We start from the raw sequence: 17,244 nt of genomic DNA, 5'->3' as shown, positions 1-17,244 counted from the left end.
TCCTTGCGTTTTGTGGCACATTCTTGGCCACCGGTTGCCGGAGGAGACAACATGGCCAGAGCACTAGCACCCGTAGCAATCCTTTCACTTGCACTAGCCCTGCCTGCATGGGCAGAGCAGCCAATCAAAAATCCGCTGGTCGACAGCGAAACCTGGAAGGACCTGCAATACGATGTCGTGGGCGAGGCCCAGATCGGAAATGCGGACACGCTGCTTTCGCTCGACGCTCCGTACCGGGCGCATGATGCCGCAACGGTGCCCATCGTTTTGAAACAGCTTGATCCCGATGCCCGGATTTCCGCTGCCACTGTCGTGATCGACGAAAACCCGGCCCCGGTCGCAGGCGTCTTCAGCTTTTCACCAGCTATGGGTCAGTTGGATTTCGAGATGCGAGTCCGCGTGAACCAGTATTCAAATGTCCGCGTGATCGCTGAAACGCCTGACGGGCTTCATATGACCGGCCGGTTTGTCAAAGCATCGGGCGGCTGTTCGGCACCGGCCAGCAAAGACCCTGAGGTCGCATTGGCGTCCATGGGCAAGATGAAGCTGCGCAGCTTTGGGCAAGAGGCGCAGATTTCCACGCCGCGTCGAGAAGCTCAGATCATGATCCGTCACCCGAACTATTCCGGCCTGCAACGCGATCAGGTCACACAACTGTTCATCCCCGCGCATTTCATCGACCATATCGAAGTCTGGCAGGGGGAAGAGTTGCTGTTCACGATGGATGGCGGCATTTCGATCTCGGAAAACCCGGCCTTCCGTTTTGCCTATAACGACAACGGCTCGACCATGTTGACGGTCAAGGCAACGGATACCGAGGGCAACACGTTCGAGAAAGACCTGCCCAAAGCCGCGGCCAGCTGACGGACCAGACTGCGTTTATCGAAAACAGACAACCTCGGCTTCAGCCTGCGCCCGGCGCAGGTCGGCCACCATGTTTTCAGCCAGCACCGCACTTTTGAAAAACGCCATGCGCTCTCCCCCGACCCGACGCATCGACAGAACAGTTTCCGCCTGTTCATATTGCTCATACGGCAGGATCGAGGCGATCAAATCGATCGAGCATGAACACCTGTCCAGCATCTCGCGGGTTTGACCGTTGGTGACCATGCATGCAAACACGTAATCCGCGCGTGCCGCGGTCGGGTAGTCATTAAGTCGATCCGCGACGCTTTGTGCAGACGCTGCAATGGGCGCAACCAGACTGCCTGCGATCAGGGCTGCAAAGGTCATGCGGCCGCGTTCCCGAAATTGGCATGGCGTTTTCATTCGCGCCCCTCCTGCATTCCTTCAAACCGCATTTCCGATCGATAAACAGCCGCGCCGTCACGTTCGGAAACAGCTTCCGCCACGAGGCTCAGATACCAGCCGGGGACCTCTTCCGACACCGTGACGCGAAGAACCAGGTCTGCGAACCCTTGCATCCGGTCGCGGTTCGGATCCTCGGCGAATGGGCGCAGGACAATGGTCTGAACGGGAATGGTTCTGCCATCGATCGCCGCCTCGCCCTCGACGATCTCGGCAGGTTGAACCAGCGCATCTTTGATACGGTTTCGGATGTAAAACGGGCTACCTCCCGCGGACTCGGCCATATCCCGGATGGCGCTTTCATAGAAAACCATGATCATCGGATTGCCGACGCTGGCCGGAAAAACACCCATGGCGCGGTGTTTGTCGTCTTGGCGGAATTCCAGATGGGCCATCTCGTTCCCGTCATCCGAAAAACTCAGAGAGATAAGACCGGTATCACGTTCCGCCGTGTCGGGCCTTATCCGGTTTGTGACGGTACGCTGATAAATCAATTCCTTGTCACGTTCGATTGTGTCCAGAACGCCATTTTGGAACAGCAAATCATAGGCTTGGTCGGCATCGACCGATGCCGCGGAAACCGAATTCAAACTCAGAAACAAAACGGCGATACCGCAAAAAAGCCTTCTCATAACCTGGCCCTCCCAAGGATGAGAGTATGGGCAAATCGCCCCATGTCATCGCCGACTTTTGTCGGTGTTGAGCGTTTGCGTGTGCAAAGCGTTCTGAATTTTCCAGATGATCAAAGACCGGAGCCGCGGCAGTTTGACTGGTTTCGCCATAACCGAAATCTCATGCCGCAATCCGTCTTTGCGCAGGGCTTCACTGCGATCAGCGGTGATCAGGATTGCCGGAACTTGGGTCTGCGTCATCTCTCGGATCCGGTGAATTGCATTAACACCGGTTTCCCCATCATCCAATTGATAGTCGGCCAGAATGATATCCGGCGGCATACCAATGTCTTTTATGAATTGCATCGCTTCCTTCGGCGACCGGGCCGGCAGAACACTGGCACCGTTCTGTTCCAACCACTGCGTTGTCCCAAACAGAACATCACGGTCGTTTTCGATCACCAGAATGATGAAATCCAGCGGCACGTCGCCCGTGTTGGCCAGAAGATCCAAGGGTTCGATGGTGCTTGGCCCGGTTTCGACCCTGTCCATTTCTATGCTGAACACTGAACCAACGCCAGGTTTGGACCGCAGCGAAAGCTTGTGACCCAACAGCCGGCAGGCGCGGTCCACGACGGACAAACCCAGGCCCATGCCGGAACCCAGTGGCACGTTTTCGGCCCGCGTGAATTCCTCGAACACGCGTTGCTGATCTTTGCGTGCGATCCCGATACCCGTATCCCAGACTTGCAAAATGACCTTATCGCCGCGCCTGCGACACCCCACCAGAACCCGACCGCCCGGTTCGGTATACTGGATGGCATTCACGACCAGATTCTGGATCGAGCGCAACAGATAGATCGGATCGGATTTCACGATTTCCGAACACGGAACCACATCAAGCCTCACGTTCTTGTTCTCGGCCACCAGCGTTTGATCGCCCTGTATCCCTGCAATCATCGTAGCGAGGCTAACTTCCGTGGGTGAGACCGTGTCCGGATCGGTAGTTTCGAGCCGCGAAATATCCAGCAATGAGTGCAGCAGTTGTTCAGCAGATCCAAAGGCACCGTCCAACCGCTCCATCATCTCATGAAGCTCGGTCTCACGCGTGATCTCCAGCAGGGTTGAGATCATGAGTTTTGCGGCATTGATCGGCTGAAGCAGGTCGTGGCTGGCTGCCGCAAGAAATCGTGTCTTGGAAGAAACCGCAGCTTCGGCGCGTTCCTTTGCGATCCGCAGCGCCTCTTCCACCCGCGCTTTTTCTTCGTATTCCTGAACCAGCTTGGCGTTGGCATGGGTCAACTCTGCCGTGCGTTCCATAACCCGGTTTTCCAGGGTTTCGGTCGCGCGTGCTTCAAACGTCACGTCTTTCAGTTCGACCAGAAAACCACCATCCGGCAGTTGGTTGACCTGAATGTCCAATACGCGGTCTGATCCGTCGCGCACACGTTTGCGCAACCAGCCGCGGCTTTTCAGCTCGTGTTGCCACTTGCCGATCCTGAGTTCATCATCGGCCTTGATCAGCCCACGCGTCCGCATCAGATCCAAAAGCGTTTGCACTGGCATGTTTGCCTGCAAGACGGATAGCGGCAGGTTCAGTATTTCCCGGAACCGCGCGTTGTGCATCATGATCTTGGTATCTGATGAAAACGTGCAAACGCCTGAGCTCATGTTTTGGAAAACCGCCTGAAGGTAGTCTTCCTGACGGTCAATCAGGGTTTCTTTCTCATCGCGGTTCCTGCGAACAACGGATGTGATGTCGGTCAGCAGAATGACCACATTCTGAGGCGACGTGTATTGTGCGCTGAGTTGATACCAACGATCCCCACGCAGTTCGATCACGTCGCTGGACACCATCCCGGTATGACAATTGCGCTCAAGCGTATCCAACATTTTCGATATTCCGTGGTCGGACGATACGAATTCGGGACTGTTCTGTACCAACAGAAAAAACCGACCCAGGCTGAGGCCGGGCCCGACAACGTCAGACATATCCGGGAATATCGCCTGAAACAGCTCGTTGCACAGGTTCAATTCGCCATCCGTGAACAGCGCGAACCCTTCTTCCATGGAAGACAAGGCCCTGACGAGGCTCTTGCGGGTTTGTTCGCGTTCGTACCTGGCGCTTTCAAGTTCGGTGGTCGCGCGTTCCAGATCGCGACTCTGCTCCATCACCTGCTGCTGCAACTCTATCGCCGACTGAAACGCCAGGAAGGCGGACGGACCCACATCTTTCTGGCGGTTGGCGCGCCGCATCAGCGCGTCGATGATCTTGGCCTGTTTGGATATCTGGATCTCTGGCGGGTCGTCTGGATTCAGCATGGTCAGCTCAGGTCCCGCTTCTCGGGCTCAAAGAAAGCGACCCCCACAAAGGTCTGGTTCATATGTACGCCGGATTGCTGTTCTCCGTAGGTGTTGAAGCCAACCACCCGGTGAGATTGCAGAACATCCGAAACCTGTTTGCTCAACTGTTTCTGTTCGATTTCGAGTTTCCGCAGAATACAGTCGAACCCAAGAATGAAATCCGGGGCGGTTCCGGTGTTGTCGCGCACATTCAGCCCGGCTTCGAGCGTTTCAATGATCTCCTTCCCGCGCCCCAGTGTCATGATCAGGCCGTCATCGATCGCCGCGAGAAAAGACAGGGATCCCCCCTCCATCGGTTCACGAATGGCACGTACGTAGTAATTGAGGTTCTGCCTGAGAAGCAGAGGGTTTTCCGCAAATACCAGCGGCGACAGATCTTCGGCCGCGCACCCGACCAGTCGGGCATATTCCTGCGCCGCCGGCGCCCCGTTGATCTCATAGACCACGCGTTCTTCCGGGTTGGCGTCGGTGATGATGATCTCGGACCCGATGGGCAGGAAATGATCAAAGCCGATACCCTGAAAACCAAGGTTGGTTTCAATCAACAACAGGACGGCAGCATTGTTGTGCGCCTTGCCACCGTGAAAAACGAACGTCTCTTCATATTGAAGGCCATCCCCGGCAGAGCCGCCGAATATCGGCAATCCATCCAGAACGGTTTCCAGCGTTGAGACCAGCAAGTCTTCCTGCTTGGACAATCCATCCGTAAACACCAGTGCCAGCCTGTTCCACCCCGCCGTGTGGCGGAATCTTTCGGCCAGTCGCTGGGCTGCGGCAGCGATTTCCGTTGAATTGAGCGGTCTGAGCGATTCGAACAAAACGGACGAGCATCGAAAGTTGGACTTCGGAAAGGCCAGCAGCAAAAGCGCATGCGATTCATAACCCGAACGCGTGATTTGTCCTGCGGTGGTGCAGCCGAAGACAGGAACACCCGCAAGTCTTTCGTTCAGGCAACGCGACACTTCCACTGGATCAAGAGTGCTGGGAACGAAGGCCAGGACAAAGCAGGACGACAGACTATCGATTTCAGCGCAAGCTTCTTCAACGGCGGTCGTCGGGTCCAAATCATCGGAACGGCCAATCGCAATGAAATTCGGTTCATGCTCCAGATCCCGCATGTGCCCCCCCTAGTGTTGAAGAAAGGATTTGACCTCCGGTTCGTGTCGCGACTGTCTGGCGACAACCGAGTCGACCAGAACAGCGGCCTGGGTCCGGTTGCGCACCCCAAGGCGGCGCAGCAAAGCGGTGATATGCGCCTTGACCGTCGCTTCTGCCAAAGACAGCTCATAGGCAATCTGCTTGTTGGATTGGCCCACGCAGATAAGCTTGAGAATCTTGACCTGCTGCGGCGTCAATGATGAAAGCTCGGGGCTGGACTGGTAGACGGTGCTTTCGGAGGGCTTCAGCTCTTCGACCCGGCTGTATTCGGTGGGTACGTATCTCCGCCCAGAGGTGATCTCCTGAATGGCGTGTTTCAGGGTTTGCGCCGGCGTGTCTTTCGGCAGAAATCCCATCGCACCGTGGTCCAGCAAAGATCTTACCAGCTCTCCGGATGCCAGGGACGATATCACCAGAACCGGGGCATTTGGACAGCGCTGCCGCAGCTGCTGAAAACCTGATATACCCGTCACGTCCGGCAATTTCAGATCGAACATGATCAGATCGGGCTTGAAGCCTGCGCCAAGAATCTCGATTGTCTGCTTCAGCGTGTTGGCTTTTTCAATTCGGCAGTTCTCGAAGCTCAACTGCAACGCCGCGGCCAACGCATCGCTGAACAGCGGATGATCATCCACGATAAGCACGCTGGACACCTGGTCCACCGGTTTAGGACATCCCGCAATGTGCATTGCTTCTCCTCCAAAAGGAAAAGTACAGCATTTCCAGATCAGTTCAACTGTTTCGTTTTGATACTAGCGAAAGATACCATAGATAACAAAAGCTTGATGACTCAGATGACCTAATTCTTGAGGAAACTTCTGGCAAACTCCTTCAAATCAGGCTTTGCGGCCTTGGGATCGAAATACTGCCTGTCAAAATCTTGCACGTGTTTGAGTCGACTGGATGAATTGCCGTCGCGATGCAGGATGGCAGAAGCCGCTTGCCGCAGCCTGTCTGCGCGACCAGCCCCGGCACTGCGCCGCAATTCTCGGGCCAACGGATCGAAAATACCAAAGCGTTGCAGTGCTCTTGAAGCGGCCAGTTTGTGACCGGACATGCCCAATACCAAACCGGCCAGAAAAACAACACTGGCGATTGCGGCACCTTGCCAACCCAACAGCTTTGCTGGTGGGGCTTTTTCCTCCGATCTGTCGGGGCCTGCCTCTTGGACAACCGTGCCGTAGGCAATGCGCTGCGGCGAGATGATGACCTCTCGGGTTTCGCGGGTCACAGTGTCAAAGTAACTGAATTGAAGGGGTTCAACGATGCCGGACGTGTCGTTCGAAGGGCGTATGGTCCAGCGCCAGAACGCATAGGTGACCGGCCCTTCCGGGGTCAGTTCGACAAGCCTTTTCTCAGGATGCGCGAAGATCAGGGCCGAAGGCGAGGTCAACTCAGGCATGGGCGGCATCATCTCGGGCGTCGCGCCCAGGGCTTCCAGTCGAATGACGCGCAAGACCCCCTCACCCGGTGCAAGTTGATCCGGCGCATTCGACCACTGATCCGAAATCTGCAACTTGCGAACCGGAAACCACCAATCCTGCGTGGCCGGGGCTTGCGCCACCTGAATGGTCAGCGGCTCTGACTGAATCTCATGTTCGAACCAGTCGTCGTTTTCGTCTGTCAGGGTCAACCTGTGCACAAACGGACCAATTGAAAGCTGGCCTGCCTCGACAGGATAGATCGCCATACGTCGGGTAAACACCTTGTATTTCCGACCATTGATCCTTTCTTCCGACCAGCTGTCCGGCCCCAGCTGCGCCCAGCTGAACCCATCCAAGCGGGGCTGGATCAGTTCTTCGCGCGTAATGTGCCGACGATAGACACCCCGGATCGTCAACAGCACCATCTCGCGGGTGAACGGAACGGGGGCATCGTCTGCAATGGTAACCTCTATCGACGCCTCGGACGGCAGCACTGTTTTGGACTGCGCCAAAACCTGCATCGGAAGTGCAACAAGAATCAGGACCAGCCACTTCATTCCGGGTTCTCCGCTTCTGGCGGCGAAAGACCAAGCTTTTCCCGGCGCTTGTGTTCGTGTGCGATCCGGGCCGCCATGAATTCACCCGGAACGTCGGACAGCTGATTGAGCCAGCGCAGATCGGCAACCATGAACTTGTCATCAAAGATACGGCGCACGCCCAGTTGCCCGCGGCTGTCCAATTCCGCCAGTCCCAGCATCGTGTTCGCGTTCGTGACCTCACTGCCGGTTCCCGCCGCCCGCGCATTCCCGCGCGCGACAAAACTGTCGGCCTTGGGCCCGGAATTGCGTTCGGGGAAAAGGCCCAAAGCCTCGGGGTCGATCTGCTGCCCCGCGTAAAAAGCGGCCAGCAGATCGAAATTCGCCTGAGCATCCAGGTTTCCTTTGGCCATGGCCCGATCATAGGCTTCCAGCGCGGCGGCCAATTGGCCGGTCCGGGCGTAAGCATTGCCAAGGTTGTACTGGTTCCCGGCGTGCTCGAAAGCACTGGCTGCTTTGTCAAAAACCCCGGCACGGTAGAAGGCAACACCTTGCCAGTCAGGGTCGGAAAACAGCTTTGCAGCCATTGGATACAGACCGATTGCCAATGCGACGCGGCCAAAGGGGGCAGCGCCACCCAGCGCAAAGGCAAAAGCAATACATGCGGCACCTGCAATCGCGAACCACCTCATGCCTCTTCCCTCCAGAACAAAAACAGCAGGGGGAGCAGAGCGAAGAACAACAGGTACCGTCCCAGATCGTGCCAGAACAGCACCGGATAGTCCGCCCGTTTCAAGCGGGTGGCGGCATCATCTGCCAACCAGATGACCAGATCATCTGACTGGTCCAAAGTGAAGACGGCACCACCGCCGAGCGCGGCATGGGTTTGACTTTGCGCAGTCGGAGGGTGAACTGAAACCAAAGACACACGTGCCCCTCGTGAGGCAAGCGATGCGACCTGCTGCAAAGAAGGTGCTCCAAGTCCGTCCCCGTCAGTAAATAGGACCACGTCCCCGGCCAGGATGCCCGCCTCTTCCATCTGCTGCAACGCCAAAGCCAGTGCGCGTTCGGGTCGCGATCCCTTGTCCGGAACGGTCTGCCCATCGATGAGCGAGAGCGTTTGACCCAATTGGCGGTGATCGGTTGTCATATCCGTGGCGACATAGGCGTCGCCCGCGTATAGGATGATGCCGCCGGGGCGGGACCCAAGCGCACTGACACCCAAACGCCCCATGCTCAGCACTTGCGGCCAGCGGTCGCCTTCCGCCACGCTGTCAGATGCATCCACAAGGAACAAAACGCCATCCAGATTGCGATAGGTCTGCGCGTCGCGCCGTTCGATTGCCGGGCCGGTCAGAGCAATTCCAATGATCCCGGTGGTCAGCAGCAACGCGGCCGGTTTGAGCGGAAAGGAGCCGCCTTCGATCCGGCCAATCTCGGCCATCGCCTGGACAAGCTGCGGTTCGGTAATCTTGTCCCAGGCTCCGAACCCTCCGGCGCGGGAAAGCAACCACCACCCTGCCCCACAGACGACAGGCAGCAAAAGCCCCCAGACCGGTCTGAGCAGGGTGACATCCAGCTCAATCATCACGCTTGCCTCCACGCCGCCAACAGGGCAAGTGCGGCCGCCATTGCTGCGGGCCAGGTCCAAAATGATCGGTAGACCTCGGCCGTAAGGCCCGCGCTGTCCGTCGCCTCCAACCGATCCAGTGCCTGTGTCACTTCAATAAGATCATCGGTGGTCTTGACGCGAAACGCTTCGCCGCCGGAAATTTCGGCAATGGCGCGCAGGGTTGTCGCATCGACGACGCCGCGCTCACCAGGTTCGGCGCTTTGCAGGTCTTTTGGGCCCAGAGCAATCGTATGGACCCGCACCCCCATCTCGGCCGCCAGTTCGGCCACGCCACCGGGGTTCGTGGCGCCCGCGTTGTTCACCCCATCCGACAACAGAATGACGACCCGCGACGCCGCCTGGCTGTTGGCCAGGCGCTTCAAAGCAAGGCCCAGACCATCGGAGATGTTCGTCGCACGGCCCGAGATACCGATCGTGGCCTCTTGGATCCGTCGCGCGACAGCCTCGGTATCGAAAGTGAAAGGCGTGGCGAAATAGGCTTCGGACCCGAAAACAATCAAGGCCACCCGGTCGCCGGCGCGGCGTCGGGCGAACTCGGATCCAACGCGGGTCACCGCCTCCAAACGGGTGATCTGGCGCCCGTCGAGATGAAAATCATCCCGCACCATCGATCCCGAAAGATCCAGAACAATCGCAAGGTCCCGTCCGGACACTTTCAAGGCGCTGACGGGTTGCAGTTCGCGCGGACCGGACAGGGCAAAAATCGTGAGCGCCCAAATGATCCACAAAATCAGGAGGTCCGCCAAAACCCGGGTCCTGGCCTTAACCTGTGGGCTGGCCGCCATAAGCATTCCGCCTATGCGGTCCGGGACTGGGAACCCCCGCTCGAAAACCGGCCGCGGTTTGACCAAACGCATGATGACAAGAGGCAATGGCAGCGCCAGCAAGACCCAGGGATCAGCAAGTTCAAACACGACCCGCGACCTCCTCTTGCAGGGTCGCCAGATCCGGTTCACCGCCGGGTTGGTAAAGATCACCCGTCAACTCTGCATAACGCTTCGGATTCTGAGCGCGCAGTTTGTGCAAAAGAGCCACCCTGCGGCGATCCACGGACCACCCCGGTTGTTCGGCAGACTGATCAGATGGGCCCAGCTGTATGTTTGCTGCGGCCCTGATGCTCAGCAACCGCAGGATGGCGACACAGCCGACCGAGGCCAGCGCCGCGATACCAAGAACAGCCGCGTATTCCGCGACCGCCCCGCCTGCGGCCTCGGCGGGCAAATGGATATCCCGCAGGCTGGCCAACATCGTGGCTTCAGAGAGTGCTTTCTCACTCATGCCACATATCTTGCCGCGAAAACCGACGAAATGCGACGAGAGGTTTGTTCGACCGGGTCACTGGCATTCAGGACAAGCGCAGGATGTGTTGCGACCTTCTGAAACGCAAGTTCACCGGAAGGCTCTGCCTGGGCCAGATAGACCCGCTTTTGCCGCCCATCAGAAAGGCGGAACGGATACCAGCCTTTGGGCATCTCGTGCGCTTTGCTTTCGGTCACAAGCAGCAGTCTGGGGTTGCGGCGATGATTGAGCCGGTCCAGCACGTCCGAAAAGCCGTCTCCCTGCTGATCGAAGCCAGACGCGATGATAATCTCGGCGCCAGTCGGCGTCAGGCGCTCAACGCCGACAAGTGCCTGTTCCAGTGTCCAGCTTTCATCCTCACCCTTTTGCAGCCCGGTCAGACTGTGCGCGTGGGCCTGAACCATGCCACCGATCACATCCAGCATCCCGCGCGTTTTTCCGCGCAAGGGTACGATGACGGGTGCGCCGGTGGTGAGCGCCAACAGACCAACACGGCCGCCGCTTTCAACCATGAACCACCCGATCAGGGTCAGGGCTTCGGCGGCAGCGACTGACAGAAACGCCCGTCGGAGGCCCCAGAACATCGGCGCACGAAAATCCGCAACCAACAGGGCGACGCGATCCTGTTCCTCCTGAAACTGCCGGATATGCAAACGCCCCGTGCGGGCGGTTGTACCGCGATCCAAATGACGAATGTCATCCCCGTCCACGTATTCGCGTACATCTGCAACCTCGACGCCCTGCCCGCGTTTTCGGGTCAAAAATCCTCCGGGCAGGGCCGTCATTGTCGGGTTGCCGTGGTCGGTCAACGCGATATGCCGCAATGCAATCAAAGCCTCGGTCGTCAGGCGAACCCCCGCATGTGCCAGTACCCCCGTCACAGCGGCTCGACCGCATTCAGAATGTCCGCCACCAACTCGCGCGGCTTTTTGCCATCTGCAACGGCTCTCCAGGTCAGCACCATGCGGTGGGCCAGCGCATCGGGCGCGACGGCGGCGACATCTTCAGGCAGGGCGAAATCCCGACCGCGCAGATAGGCGCGCGCGCGCGATGCCGAGGCCAGGGCCAATGACCCACGCGGCGAGACTGCGTGCTCGACAAAATCCGCAAACGGGCCTTCACGGGTCGCAAGCACAAGCCGGACGATATAGTCCCGCAGCTCTGGCGCGATGTGAACCGACTGCGCCTCGGCACGGGCAGTCTTCAGCTCTTCAAGCGTCATCTGCTGCGCGACCGGCGGCCCATTCCGTGTTTCGGCGATGACCAGATCGAGGATTTCGCGTTCCGTTTCCAGATCCGGCAATGTCAGTACGACATGCAGCAGAAACCTGTCCAACTGCGCCTCGGGCAAGGGAAAGGTTCCGTCGTGTTCAATGGGGTTCTGGGTCGCCACGACCAGAAAGGGATCCGGCAGGGCATAGGTTTCATTTCCAACCGTAACCTGATGTTCTGCCATGGCCTCCAGCAAGGCGGACTGCACCTTTGGCGGCGCGCGGTTGATCTCGTCAACCAGCACCAGCGTGTGAAACACCGGCCCCGGAACAAATTCAAAGCGGCCTTCCTGAGGCTGGTAAACCGGTGTTCCGGTCAGATCGGACGGCATCAGGTCAGGTGTGCATTGAATGCGGGCAAAGCCGCCCTCGACAGCGTTAGACAGCCATTTGACCGCTCGAGTCTTCGCCAGACCGGGCGGACCTTCTACAAGAAGATGGCCACCTTCCAGCAGCGCGATCAAAAGAGAGTCCACCAGATGCGCGTGACCGATAAGCCCCTGCGACAGATACGCGGACAATCCCGCAATGGCGCGTGGCGGGTTTTCAGGCCTCGTATCCATATGTCCTCCCATAGCCTCTGAGGGCGCGTTGCCTGCGCTCAGGCTACCCGGAGTCACCCGCCCGACAAAACACGTCAGATGGTATTACCTGGCCACACGAACCGAATTGGTGCAGCCTTCATCAAAAAGGGCTGCAAATCTGGGATTGGCCAGGGTTTCATCCGTCTGCGCCCATAGGCGGTCATATTGGGCGTCAATGTAATCGATAAAGCCGGGGTCAATGGTTTGATCCACCGGGGATTGCGCGACAGCATGCATCATGAAGACGTCAAACGCACAAAGACCGCTTGGGTTCGAATCCAGCAATGCGCGCATGAAGTCGTGCGAACTCCAAGGCAGGCGCTGCAAGTTTACCGGCGTTTCCTGCAATTTGGACAAAAACCCTGACGATTTGTCATACAGCAGGATGTCCATGCCGAAGGTGAAGGACTGAAACAGCTCTTCCAGCAGAATCGATTTGTGAAAATCTCTTTCCAGCTTGCTGGGTCGATCATGCGCCGGTTGTTTCACCACGATATGGGTCCCCTGCCCCCGATGACCAAAAAAGGTCTGTGCCATCGCCGGTGATGTCACCACATAGGTCCGACCCGCAGGCAGTCCAAGCTGGTGGAGCTCACTGAGCCAGTCGATATCTGCGGAAAGGTCCCGGTTGGGAGGGTACCCGGAATACAATCGCAAAACCACGGTTCGACCGGTTCCACAATCCCGCGCAGATGGGCCAGCGTACCGCATGGGTGTCGGGTGGCCGAAGCTGTGTTTCAGCAAAGCCCGAAAGGTATCAAGAACGACAAGCGTTTGCGGATGCGGTTTTTCACCGACCAGGCACAAGGCTGCACCGGCCTGATCGCGGCCATTGATGTGAACGGGTATCGCCATATCACGGCCCAGCATCGTGGACCGCAGCTCATACCCCCATCCTCTTTGTGCAAGTTCGATGTAATCGTTCTTTTCTGCACAAAGCGCGCCTGCAAAAGCGACGATCGCCAATACTTGCAATAACAGATAGCGCATTCTGCCCCTCTCAAAGTGACGCGCATTGTATCCGGGATACGGGTCTCTCGCAAAATTCTTTGAAATCCGCCTGGATGGGAATGGCGATCCGCCAAGCCCGCCGGTCGAGAAACCTGCGGAACCGGGCAGCGCGGCCCGGCGTGAATTGAACTTTGCCTGCCACGTCGACCAGGTCCATTCCCGTCATGGCAGACAGCCTGGCATCGATGCACCTGGACCAAGGTTGGCGTTATGAACAACTTGATTTGGTTGGCCGCCGTGCAGATGGCTGCTCGGGGATCGTGGCCATGGTGCACGCTGATTCCGGACTGCACTGCATGACCAGGGAATATGCGCCTGCGTCACTCGCATTGCGATCGTCCATTATTGGTTGTGGACCCTGCGCCCAAGCCAAACCCGTGCGCCGAACCGATTTGGTGCGTTCAGGATTTCACATCACACCCCGGTTTTGCGTTGTTCGGTTGAATTAGGTGCCCCGAAATCGCGAAGATGCAAATCCCCTTCCCGGCTTTGTGTGCAAAAAATGATAATTTTGCTCACTACTTTCGAAGGCGACTCGAATCTTATAATCCATGATAATTTTTCTTATCACATGTAATTCTTGTGACGAGACTGCGCGCGCTGAACAACTGTCATGTCACCCGTGTTCCCACATCACATATTGCAAGCTGCAATCCCGAGCCGGCTTCGAGTCCCCTACCCTGACCTGAAGGCACGAACCGGGACAAAACGCCGTGATGCGTGGCCCCGACAACATTCCTCGTAACGGGACGTTTCTGAACCAACGTCAATGACAGAGGCCACACGTGCCGTTCTCAAGCCCCTGCCGCGCCGGTGACAGGACACTAGCTTCAGGCAAGAAGACTCAGGGGGACTCAGGGGCAGGTATCCCTTGCTGAGAACGCCCAGGCTTTTGCGACAAGACAAAGGCGCCGGATTCGACCGGCGCCCTTTCTCGGAGCTTCAAACCAAACCTTACCCGTGGGTAAGATCATCTTCCTCGGGAAGAGCATCGATGAAAGCAGCTATTGCCGCCTCAAGTTTGCTGCGATCAACACGTGTAAAGTCCAAATCATATCTCAACTCAATCCGACCACTGGATGCCGAGCACTTGGCGATCCCTGCCCGCCCAGATACCTGAAACGTGGTCTTCGCACGCCGTGGTTTACCGGCGCTTTCAACGGGAGCCTTCTTTGCCACGCTTGTTTCCTGTGCGCCCAGAAAAGACCTGAGGATAGCAACTTCCCGCGCTCCGTCACGGTCCGGCTCGCTCATGACTGCGGCGCTCACCTGGCGCACCAGACCCGGTGTTGCGTCCAGCTTGCGCTTCAGCTCTACGCCTACGTTGCGTGGAATGTCGTTCGGATGTTTCAGAACCTTGTCCAACATCATCAGCAAACTGGCAAACGATCTAATATAGCTCCGCTTTGTGTAACTGGCGGATTTGAACAGCGTGGAAACCGCCTTGTCTACATCCGGGCAATCATTTGCCGGGTCTTCGGCATACGCGCGTGCCAAAGCACCCATTTCAGCAAACGAGATATCCTTGCGGATCAGGTTCTCATCCACCATGCGCCGGTAGCTGCTGTCGAGATCGCCCGCCTCTGAAATACCCGCTGGAATTCTGGCATAGGACTCGTCTCCCGTTTCCTCGTACAAGGCCCGATAGGCAGACAGGCGCCGCATCCCCTGGATCAGTTCAAATCGTCCATCTGAGCGGCGCTCAAGTCGGATGGGGTTGGACAATCCAATTTCCTGAATTGACGCCTTCAACTCGTCCAGCTCCGGATCCGGCCCTGGTTTGCGATCCCGCGTCAACTTTTCAAACAGAATGTCACCCAATGCCACGCGTTCCGTCACCAGGCCTTCGGAACGCAGCCGCACAAGCTCATGCGCAAGACGATCGTTTTCTGCGCGGATTGACTCTTCCGTCGATTGCTGGTCGCGCAGCGCATCGGCATTTTCAGAAATGGCCGCAGCCATCGGGCCGCGCCGCTTTTCAAGAACCTTGTCCGGAACCTTGCCGACAGGAATGTCATCCATTGCAGGCAGGTCGATATCAAACATTCTGCGCTTACGGCTCATGCGTCATCCTCCAGCTTGTCCCAGGCAGAAAGCATCACACCCCGGAATTCCTCGTAAACATTGTCAAAGGTCGAGCGGGCCCGACGCCAGGTTTCGCGGGTCATCTCGCGATAGTCCATCTCATAAACCGAGCTCAGAAAGCGGCCGGATTGCTCGACCGCGCGGGTCATTTCAACCGGGTGCTGGGCGACGTGGTCCCCGAAAACCTTCTGAAAGGCATCGAACATTGCCAGATGCAAGGCGTTGCCCGGCTCGTACCGTGTAAGCAGGAACCGCAGTTCGCAGAAGGTTTTGGGAAGACCGATCTTACCCGTGGGTAAGGTTTTGTCGAACCCGTAAGCCAGGTCCTCCAAAGCTTCTGCCAGCTGACCGATAAAGGACGTGGTCGAGTCATATTCCCAGTATCCCGGGCCAGACGGGATGTACAACATGTCCGCCGCGAACACCGCGTTCATGGACTGATACCCAATGGCCGGCGGGCAATCGAACAGGATCAGGTCATAGGCGTCGTCAGGAATTTGATCCAGATACCGGGACACCGCTGCAAAGAAAGACCACTCAGGGTTCAGGTGGCGATACTGTGCCGAGGCAAATTCGACGAAGGCCGCGTTCGCACAGGATGGGATCGCATCGATGGTCGACCATGACGTCCGTCTGATGAAATCGCTGATCCGCAGATCTCCAAGCCCCATATCGGTGATCGCCGGGGGCAGTTCCCGGTGGGGCAGGGCGGTGCCGGACTCGGCCGCGGCGGGCCGATTGTTCATGCGCTCGGTCTCGCGGATCAGGTCACGCGCCATGATCCCCCAGACAGTATAATCCTCTGCGACATCGGTCAGGCCCATGGAATGGCTCAGCGTGGCCTGCGGGTCGAAGTCAACGACAAGAACACGGTACCCATCAAGCGCCGCAGCATGCGCAAGATGCAACGCCACCGTTGACTTGCCCGCACCGCCCTTGAAGTTCGCCACGGCTGCGCGAATGGCCCGCTTGCCCTCGGGACGCGGCGGCATGAGGGATTTGCGATTTACCTTGAGCCTCCGACGCAACTCATTCACTTCCTCAAGGCTGAACCAGCGCTGCCGCCCCTCGGGCTCAACCTCACCACCGGGCAGCGACGGATCAGCGGCCAGCTTTCCGCGAAAGGTTGACTGGTTGACCCGGAAGATCAGCTCGGACACCTCCCAGCTCGAAAACCGGCGGAGTGTCTTCTCCATCTCGGGGCTAAAGGTCTGCTGACGAATCCACCCCTGGAGTTTGAGAGATTGATTGCGCAATGCATTCAGGTCTTCGTGCGTGTACATGCCTCATGTCTCTTTGTTTGGAACGTAAATTTCTGTTCGTTTCTTATTTACGCCCGATTTGCGCTTTACGCAAAAGAAAATATGATGAAACTCAAATCTTACCCACGGGTAAGAAAACAAGGCCCAGCAAGGCCATCGCCGATTCGGCGGCGCACAGGATGAAGGGTGACGATTCGCAACAGGCCCTCAACCGTATTTAGGGGGTCAATCTTCCTGGATCGACGATATATGGGGGGACATAACAGGCTGATAAGGGGTCACCCTGAATGTCCCCCATCACCAATACTTCACCAGATTTCTTTTATTTTTTGATCTGGATTGGCGCAGTTTTCTGACCGGTTCCAGACTCTTCTTGACAGAATCGAAGCTTTGGACGCTAATTAGGCCAAGATGACGAAAAGCGTTGGCAAACAGCGCAAGATCGGCGGGACACACCCGTCTGAGGCAGACAGAGCGGTGAGAACGGGTATGCAGCTGGCTAAACCGGTCGGGCGAAATGCGGCGGCCTTAAAATATGATATACTATCTGCGCTCACCATTTATGCGTTGTCGGGTGACAAGCATCGACAGCGCAGCGTACTGCGTATCATCGCATTGATTACGACACGGTATAACTGGCAAAACAACGAATTATCGATTGGGCGCGAAGAAATTTCGCGCCTTTGGGCGGTGAATGA

The 17,244-nt window shown here is 57.4% G+C and carries 16 protein-coding genes; 1 reads left to right on the top strand and 15 read right to left on the bottom strand.

Annotated features, from left to right (window positions below; all coding sequences use genetic code 11):
- Nucleotides 1–51 precede the first annotated feature (51 nt).
- Nucleotides 52–864: a quinoprotein dehydrogenase-associated SoxYZ-like carrier gene (locus AC2FF8_RS07950; protein ID WP_170346813.1), complete on the top strand. Its 813-nt coding sequence runs from the start codon at nt 52–54 to the stop codon at nt 862–864.
- 15 nt (nt 865–879) lie between these two features.
- Here AC2FF8_RS07950 and AC2FF8_RS07945 read toward each other — a convergent pair whose 3' ends face one another.
- From AC2FF8_RS07945 to AC2FF8_RS07875, 15 genes are all read right to left on the bottom strand, one after another.
- On the bottom strand, nt 880–1,233 hold the full coding sequence (locus AC2FF8_RS07945; protein WP_170346913.1) for a hypothetical protein: 354 nt from the start codon (nt 1,231–1,233) through the stop codon (nt 880–882).
- A 32-nt stretch (nt 1,234–1,265) separates the two neighbouring features.
- Nucleotides 1,266–1,940 carry a hypothetical protein gene (locus tag AC2FF8_RS07940; protein WP_496879386.1) on the bottom strand — a complete coding sequence of 225 codons (675 nt, stop codon included), beginning with the start codon at nt 1,938–1,940 and terminating at the stop codon, nt 1,266–1,268.
- A 45-nt stretch (nt 1,941–1,985) separates the two neighbouring features.
- Nucleotides 1,986–4,241: a sensor histidine kinase gene (locus AC2FF8_RS07935; protein WP_496879385.1), complete on the bottom strand. Its 2,256-nt coding sequence runs from the start codon at nt 4,239–4,241 to the stop codon at nt 1,986–1,988.
- A gap of 2 nt (nt 4,242–4,243) precedes the next feature.
- On the bottom strand, nt 4,244–5,401 hold the full coding sequence (locus AC2FF8_RS07930; protein WP_170346810.1) for an FIST N-terminal domain-containing protein: 1,158 nt from the start codon (nt 5,399–5,401) through the stop codon (nt 4,244–4,246).
- 9 nt (nt 5,402–5,410) lie between these two features.
- Nucleotides 5,411–6,130 carry a response regulator gene (locus AC2FF8_RS07925; RefSeq protein WP_257601176.1) on the bottom strand — a complete coding sequence of 240 codons (720 nt, stop codon included), beginning with the start codon at nt 6,128–6,130 and terminating at the stop codon, nt 5,411–5,413.
- 110 nt (nt 6,131–6,240) lie between these two features.
- A complete protein-coding gene (locus AC2FF8_RS07920; protein ID WP_496879384.1) occupies nt 6,241–7,422 on the bottom strand; it encodes a hypothetical protein in 1,182 nt (393 codons plus the stop codon).
- Nucleotides 7,419–8,093, bottom strand: a complete 675-nt coding sequence (locus AC2FF8_RS07915; RefSeq protein WP_496879383.1) for a hypothetical protein — start codon at nt 8,091–8,093, stop codon at nt 7,419–7,421. Before AC2FF8_RS07915 ends, AC2FF8_RS07920 begins: the two co-directional genes overlap by 4 nt.
- Nucleotides 8,090–8,989: a vWA domain-containing protein gene (locus tag AC2FF8_RS07910; protein WP_496879382.1), complete on the bottom strand. Its 900-nt coding sequence runs from the start codon at nt 8,987–8,989 to the stop codon at nt 8,090–8,092. Before AC2FF8_RS07910 ends, AC2FF8_RS07915 begins: the two co-directional genes overlap by 4 nt.
- On the bottom strand, nt 8,989–9,948 hold the full coding sequence (locus tag AC2FF8_RS07905) for a VWA domain-containing protein (protein WP_257601172.1): 960 nt from the start codon (nt 9,946–9,948) through the stop codon (nt 8,989–8,991). Before AC2FF8_RS07905 ends, AC2FF8_RS07910 begins: the two co-directional genes overlap by 1 nt.
- Nucleotides 9,941–10,312, bottom strand: coding sequence for a hypothetical protein (locus tag AC2FF8_RS07900; RefSeq protein ID WP_496879381.1), 372 nt, complete (start codon nt 10,310–10,312; stop codon nt 9,941–9,943). The genes AC2FF8_RS07905 and AC2FF8_RS07900 overlap by 8 nt, the downstream gene beginning before the upstream one ends.
- Complete coding sequence (locus tag AC2FF8_RS07895) at nt 10,309–11,214, bottom strand: DUF58 domain-containing protein (protein WP_496879380.1); 906 nt, start codon at nt 11,212–11,214, stop codon at nt 10,309–10,311. Before AC2FF8_RS07895 ends, AC2FF8_RS07900 begins: the two co-directional genes overlap by 4 nt.
- Nucleotides 11,211–12,167, bottom strand: a complete 957-nt coding sequence (locus AC2FF8_RS07890) for an AAA family ATPase (RefSeq protein ID WP_425079173.1) — start codon at nt 12,165–12,167, stop codon at nt 11,211–11,213. The genes AC2FF8_RS07895 and AC2FF8_RS07890 overlap by 4 nt, the downstream gene beginning before the upstream one ends.
- Nucleotides 12,168–12,251: 84 nt before the next feature.
- Nucleotides 12,252–13,178 (bottom strand): hypothetical protein, encoded by a 927-nt coding sequence (locus tag AC2FF8_RS07885; RefSeq protein WP_170346802.1) that lies wholly within the window; start codon nt 13,176–13,178, stop codon nt 12,252–12,254.
- Between the two features lie 975 nt (nt 13,179–14,153).
- Nucleotides 14,154–15,263 carry a ParB/RepB/Spo0J family partition protein gene (locus tag AC2FF8_RS07880; protein ID WP_170345132.1) on the bottom strand — a complete coding sequence of 370 codons (1,110 nt, stop codon included), beginning with the start codon at nt 15,261–15,263 and terminating at the stop codon, nt 14,154–14,156.
- Nucleotides 15,260–16,567 carry an AAA family ATPase gene (locus AC2FF8_RS07875; protein ID WP_170345133.1) on the bottom strand — a complete coding sequence of 436 codons (1,308 nt, stop codon included), beginning with the start codon at nt 16,565–16,567 and terminating at the stop codon, nt 15,260–15,262. The genes AC2FF8_RS07880 and AC2FF8_RS07875 overlap by 4 nt, the downstream gene beginning before the upstream one ends.
- Between the last annotated feature and the right edge of the window lie 677 nt (nt 16,568–17,244).

Source organism: Ruegeria sp. YTSA144 (genome assembly GCF_059610125.1).
The sequence above is the reverse complement of the archived record's forward strand: the minus strand, read 5'-3'. Positions and strand labels throughout refer to the sequence as shown.

Excerpts from the sequence above, each read along its gene's own strand:
- AC2FF8_RS07910 (WP_496879382.1), bottom strand. The coding sequence starts at position 8,989 with ATGATTGAGCTGGATGTCACCCTGCTCAGACCGGTCTGGGGGCTTTTG.
- AC2FF8_RS07890 (WP_425079173.1), bottom strand. The coding sequence starts at position 12,167 with ATGGATACGAGGCCTGAAAACCCGCCACGCGCCATTGCGGGATTGTCC.
- AC2FF8_RS07920 (WP_496879384.1), bottom strand. The coding sequence starts at position 7,422 with ATGAAGTGGCTGGTCCTGATTCTTGTTGCACTTCCGATGCAGGTTTTG.
- AC2FF8_RS07875 (WP_170345133.1), bottom strand. The coding sequence starts at position 16,567 with ATGTACACGCACGAAGACCTGAATGCATTGCGCAATCAATCTCTCAAA.
- AC2FF8_RS07915 (WP_496879383.1), bottom strand. The coding sequence starts at position 8,093 with ATGAGGTGGTTCGCGATTGCAGGTGCCGCATGTATTGCTTTTGCCTTT.
- AC2FF8_RS07885 (WP_170346802.1), bottom strand. The coding sequence starts at position 13,178 with ATGCGCTATCTGTTATTGCAAGTATTGGCGATCGTCGCTTTTGCAGGC.
- AC2FF8_RS07950 (WP_170346813.1), top strand. The coding sequence starts at position 52 with ATGGCCAGAGCACTAGCACCCGTAGCAATCCTTTCACTTGCACTAGCC.
- AC2FF8_RS07940 (WP_496879386.1), bottom strand. The coding sequence starts at position 1,940 with ATGAGAAGGCTTTTTTGCGGTATCGCCGTTTTGTTTCTGAGTTTGAAT.
- AC2FF8_RS07880 (WP_170345132.1), bottom strand. The coding sequence starts at position 15,263 with ATGAGCCGTAAGCGCAGAATGTTTGATATCGACCTGCCTGCAATGGAT.
- AC2FF8_RS07900 (WP_496879381.1), bottom strand. The coding sequence starts at position 10,312 with ATGAGTGAGAAAGCACTCTCTGAAGCCACGATGTTGGCCAGCCTGCGG.
- AC2FF8_RS07930 (WP_170346810.1), bottom strand. The coding sequence starts at position 5,401 with ATGCGGGATCTGGAGCATGAACCGAATTTCATTGCGATTGGCCGTTCC.
- AC2FF8_RS07945 (WP_170346913.1), bottom strand. The coding sequence starts at position 1,233 with ATGACCTTTGCAGCCCTGATCGCAGGCAGTCTGGTTGCGCCCATTGCA.
- AC2FF8_RS07925 (WP_257601176.1), bottom strand. The coding sequence starts at position 6,130 with ATGCACATTGCGGGATGTCCTAAACCGGTGGACCAGGTGTCCAGCGTG.
- AC2FF8_RS07935 (WP_496879385.1), bottom strand. The coding sequence starts at position 4,241 with ATGCTGAATCCAGACGACCCGCCAGAGATCCAGATATCCAAACAGGCC.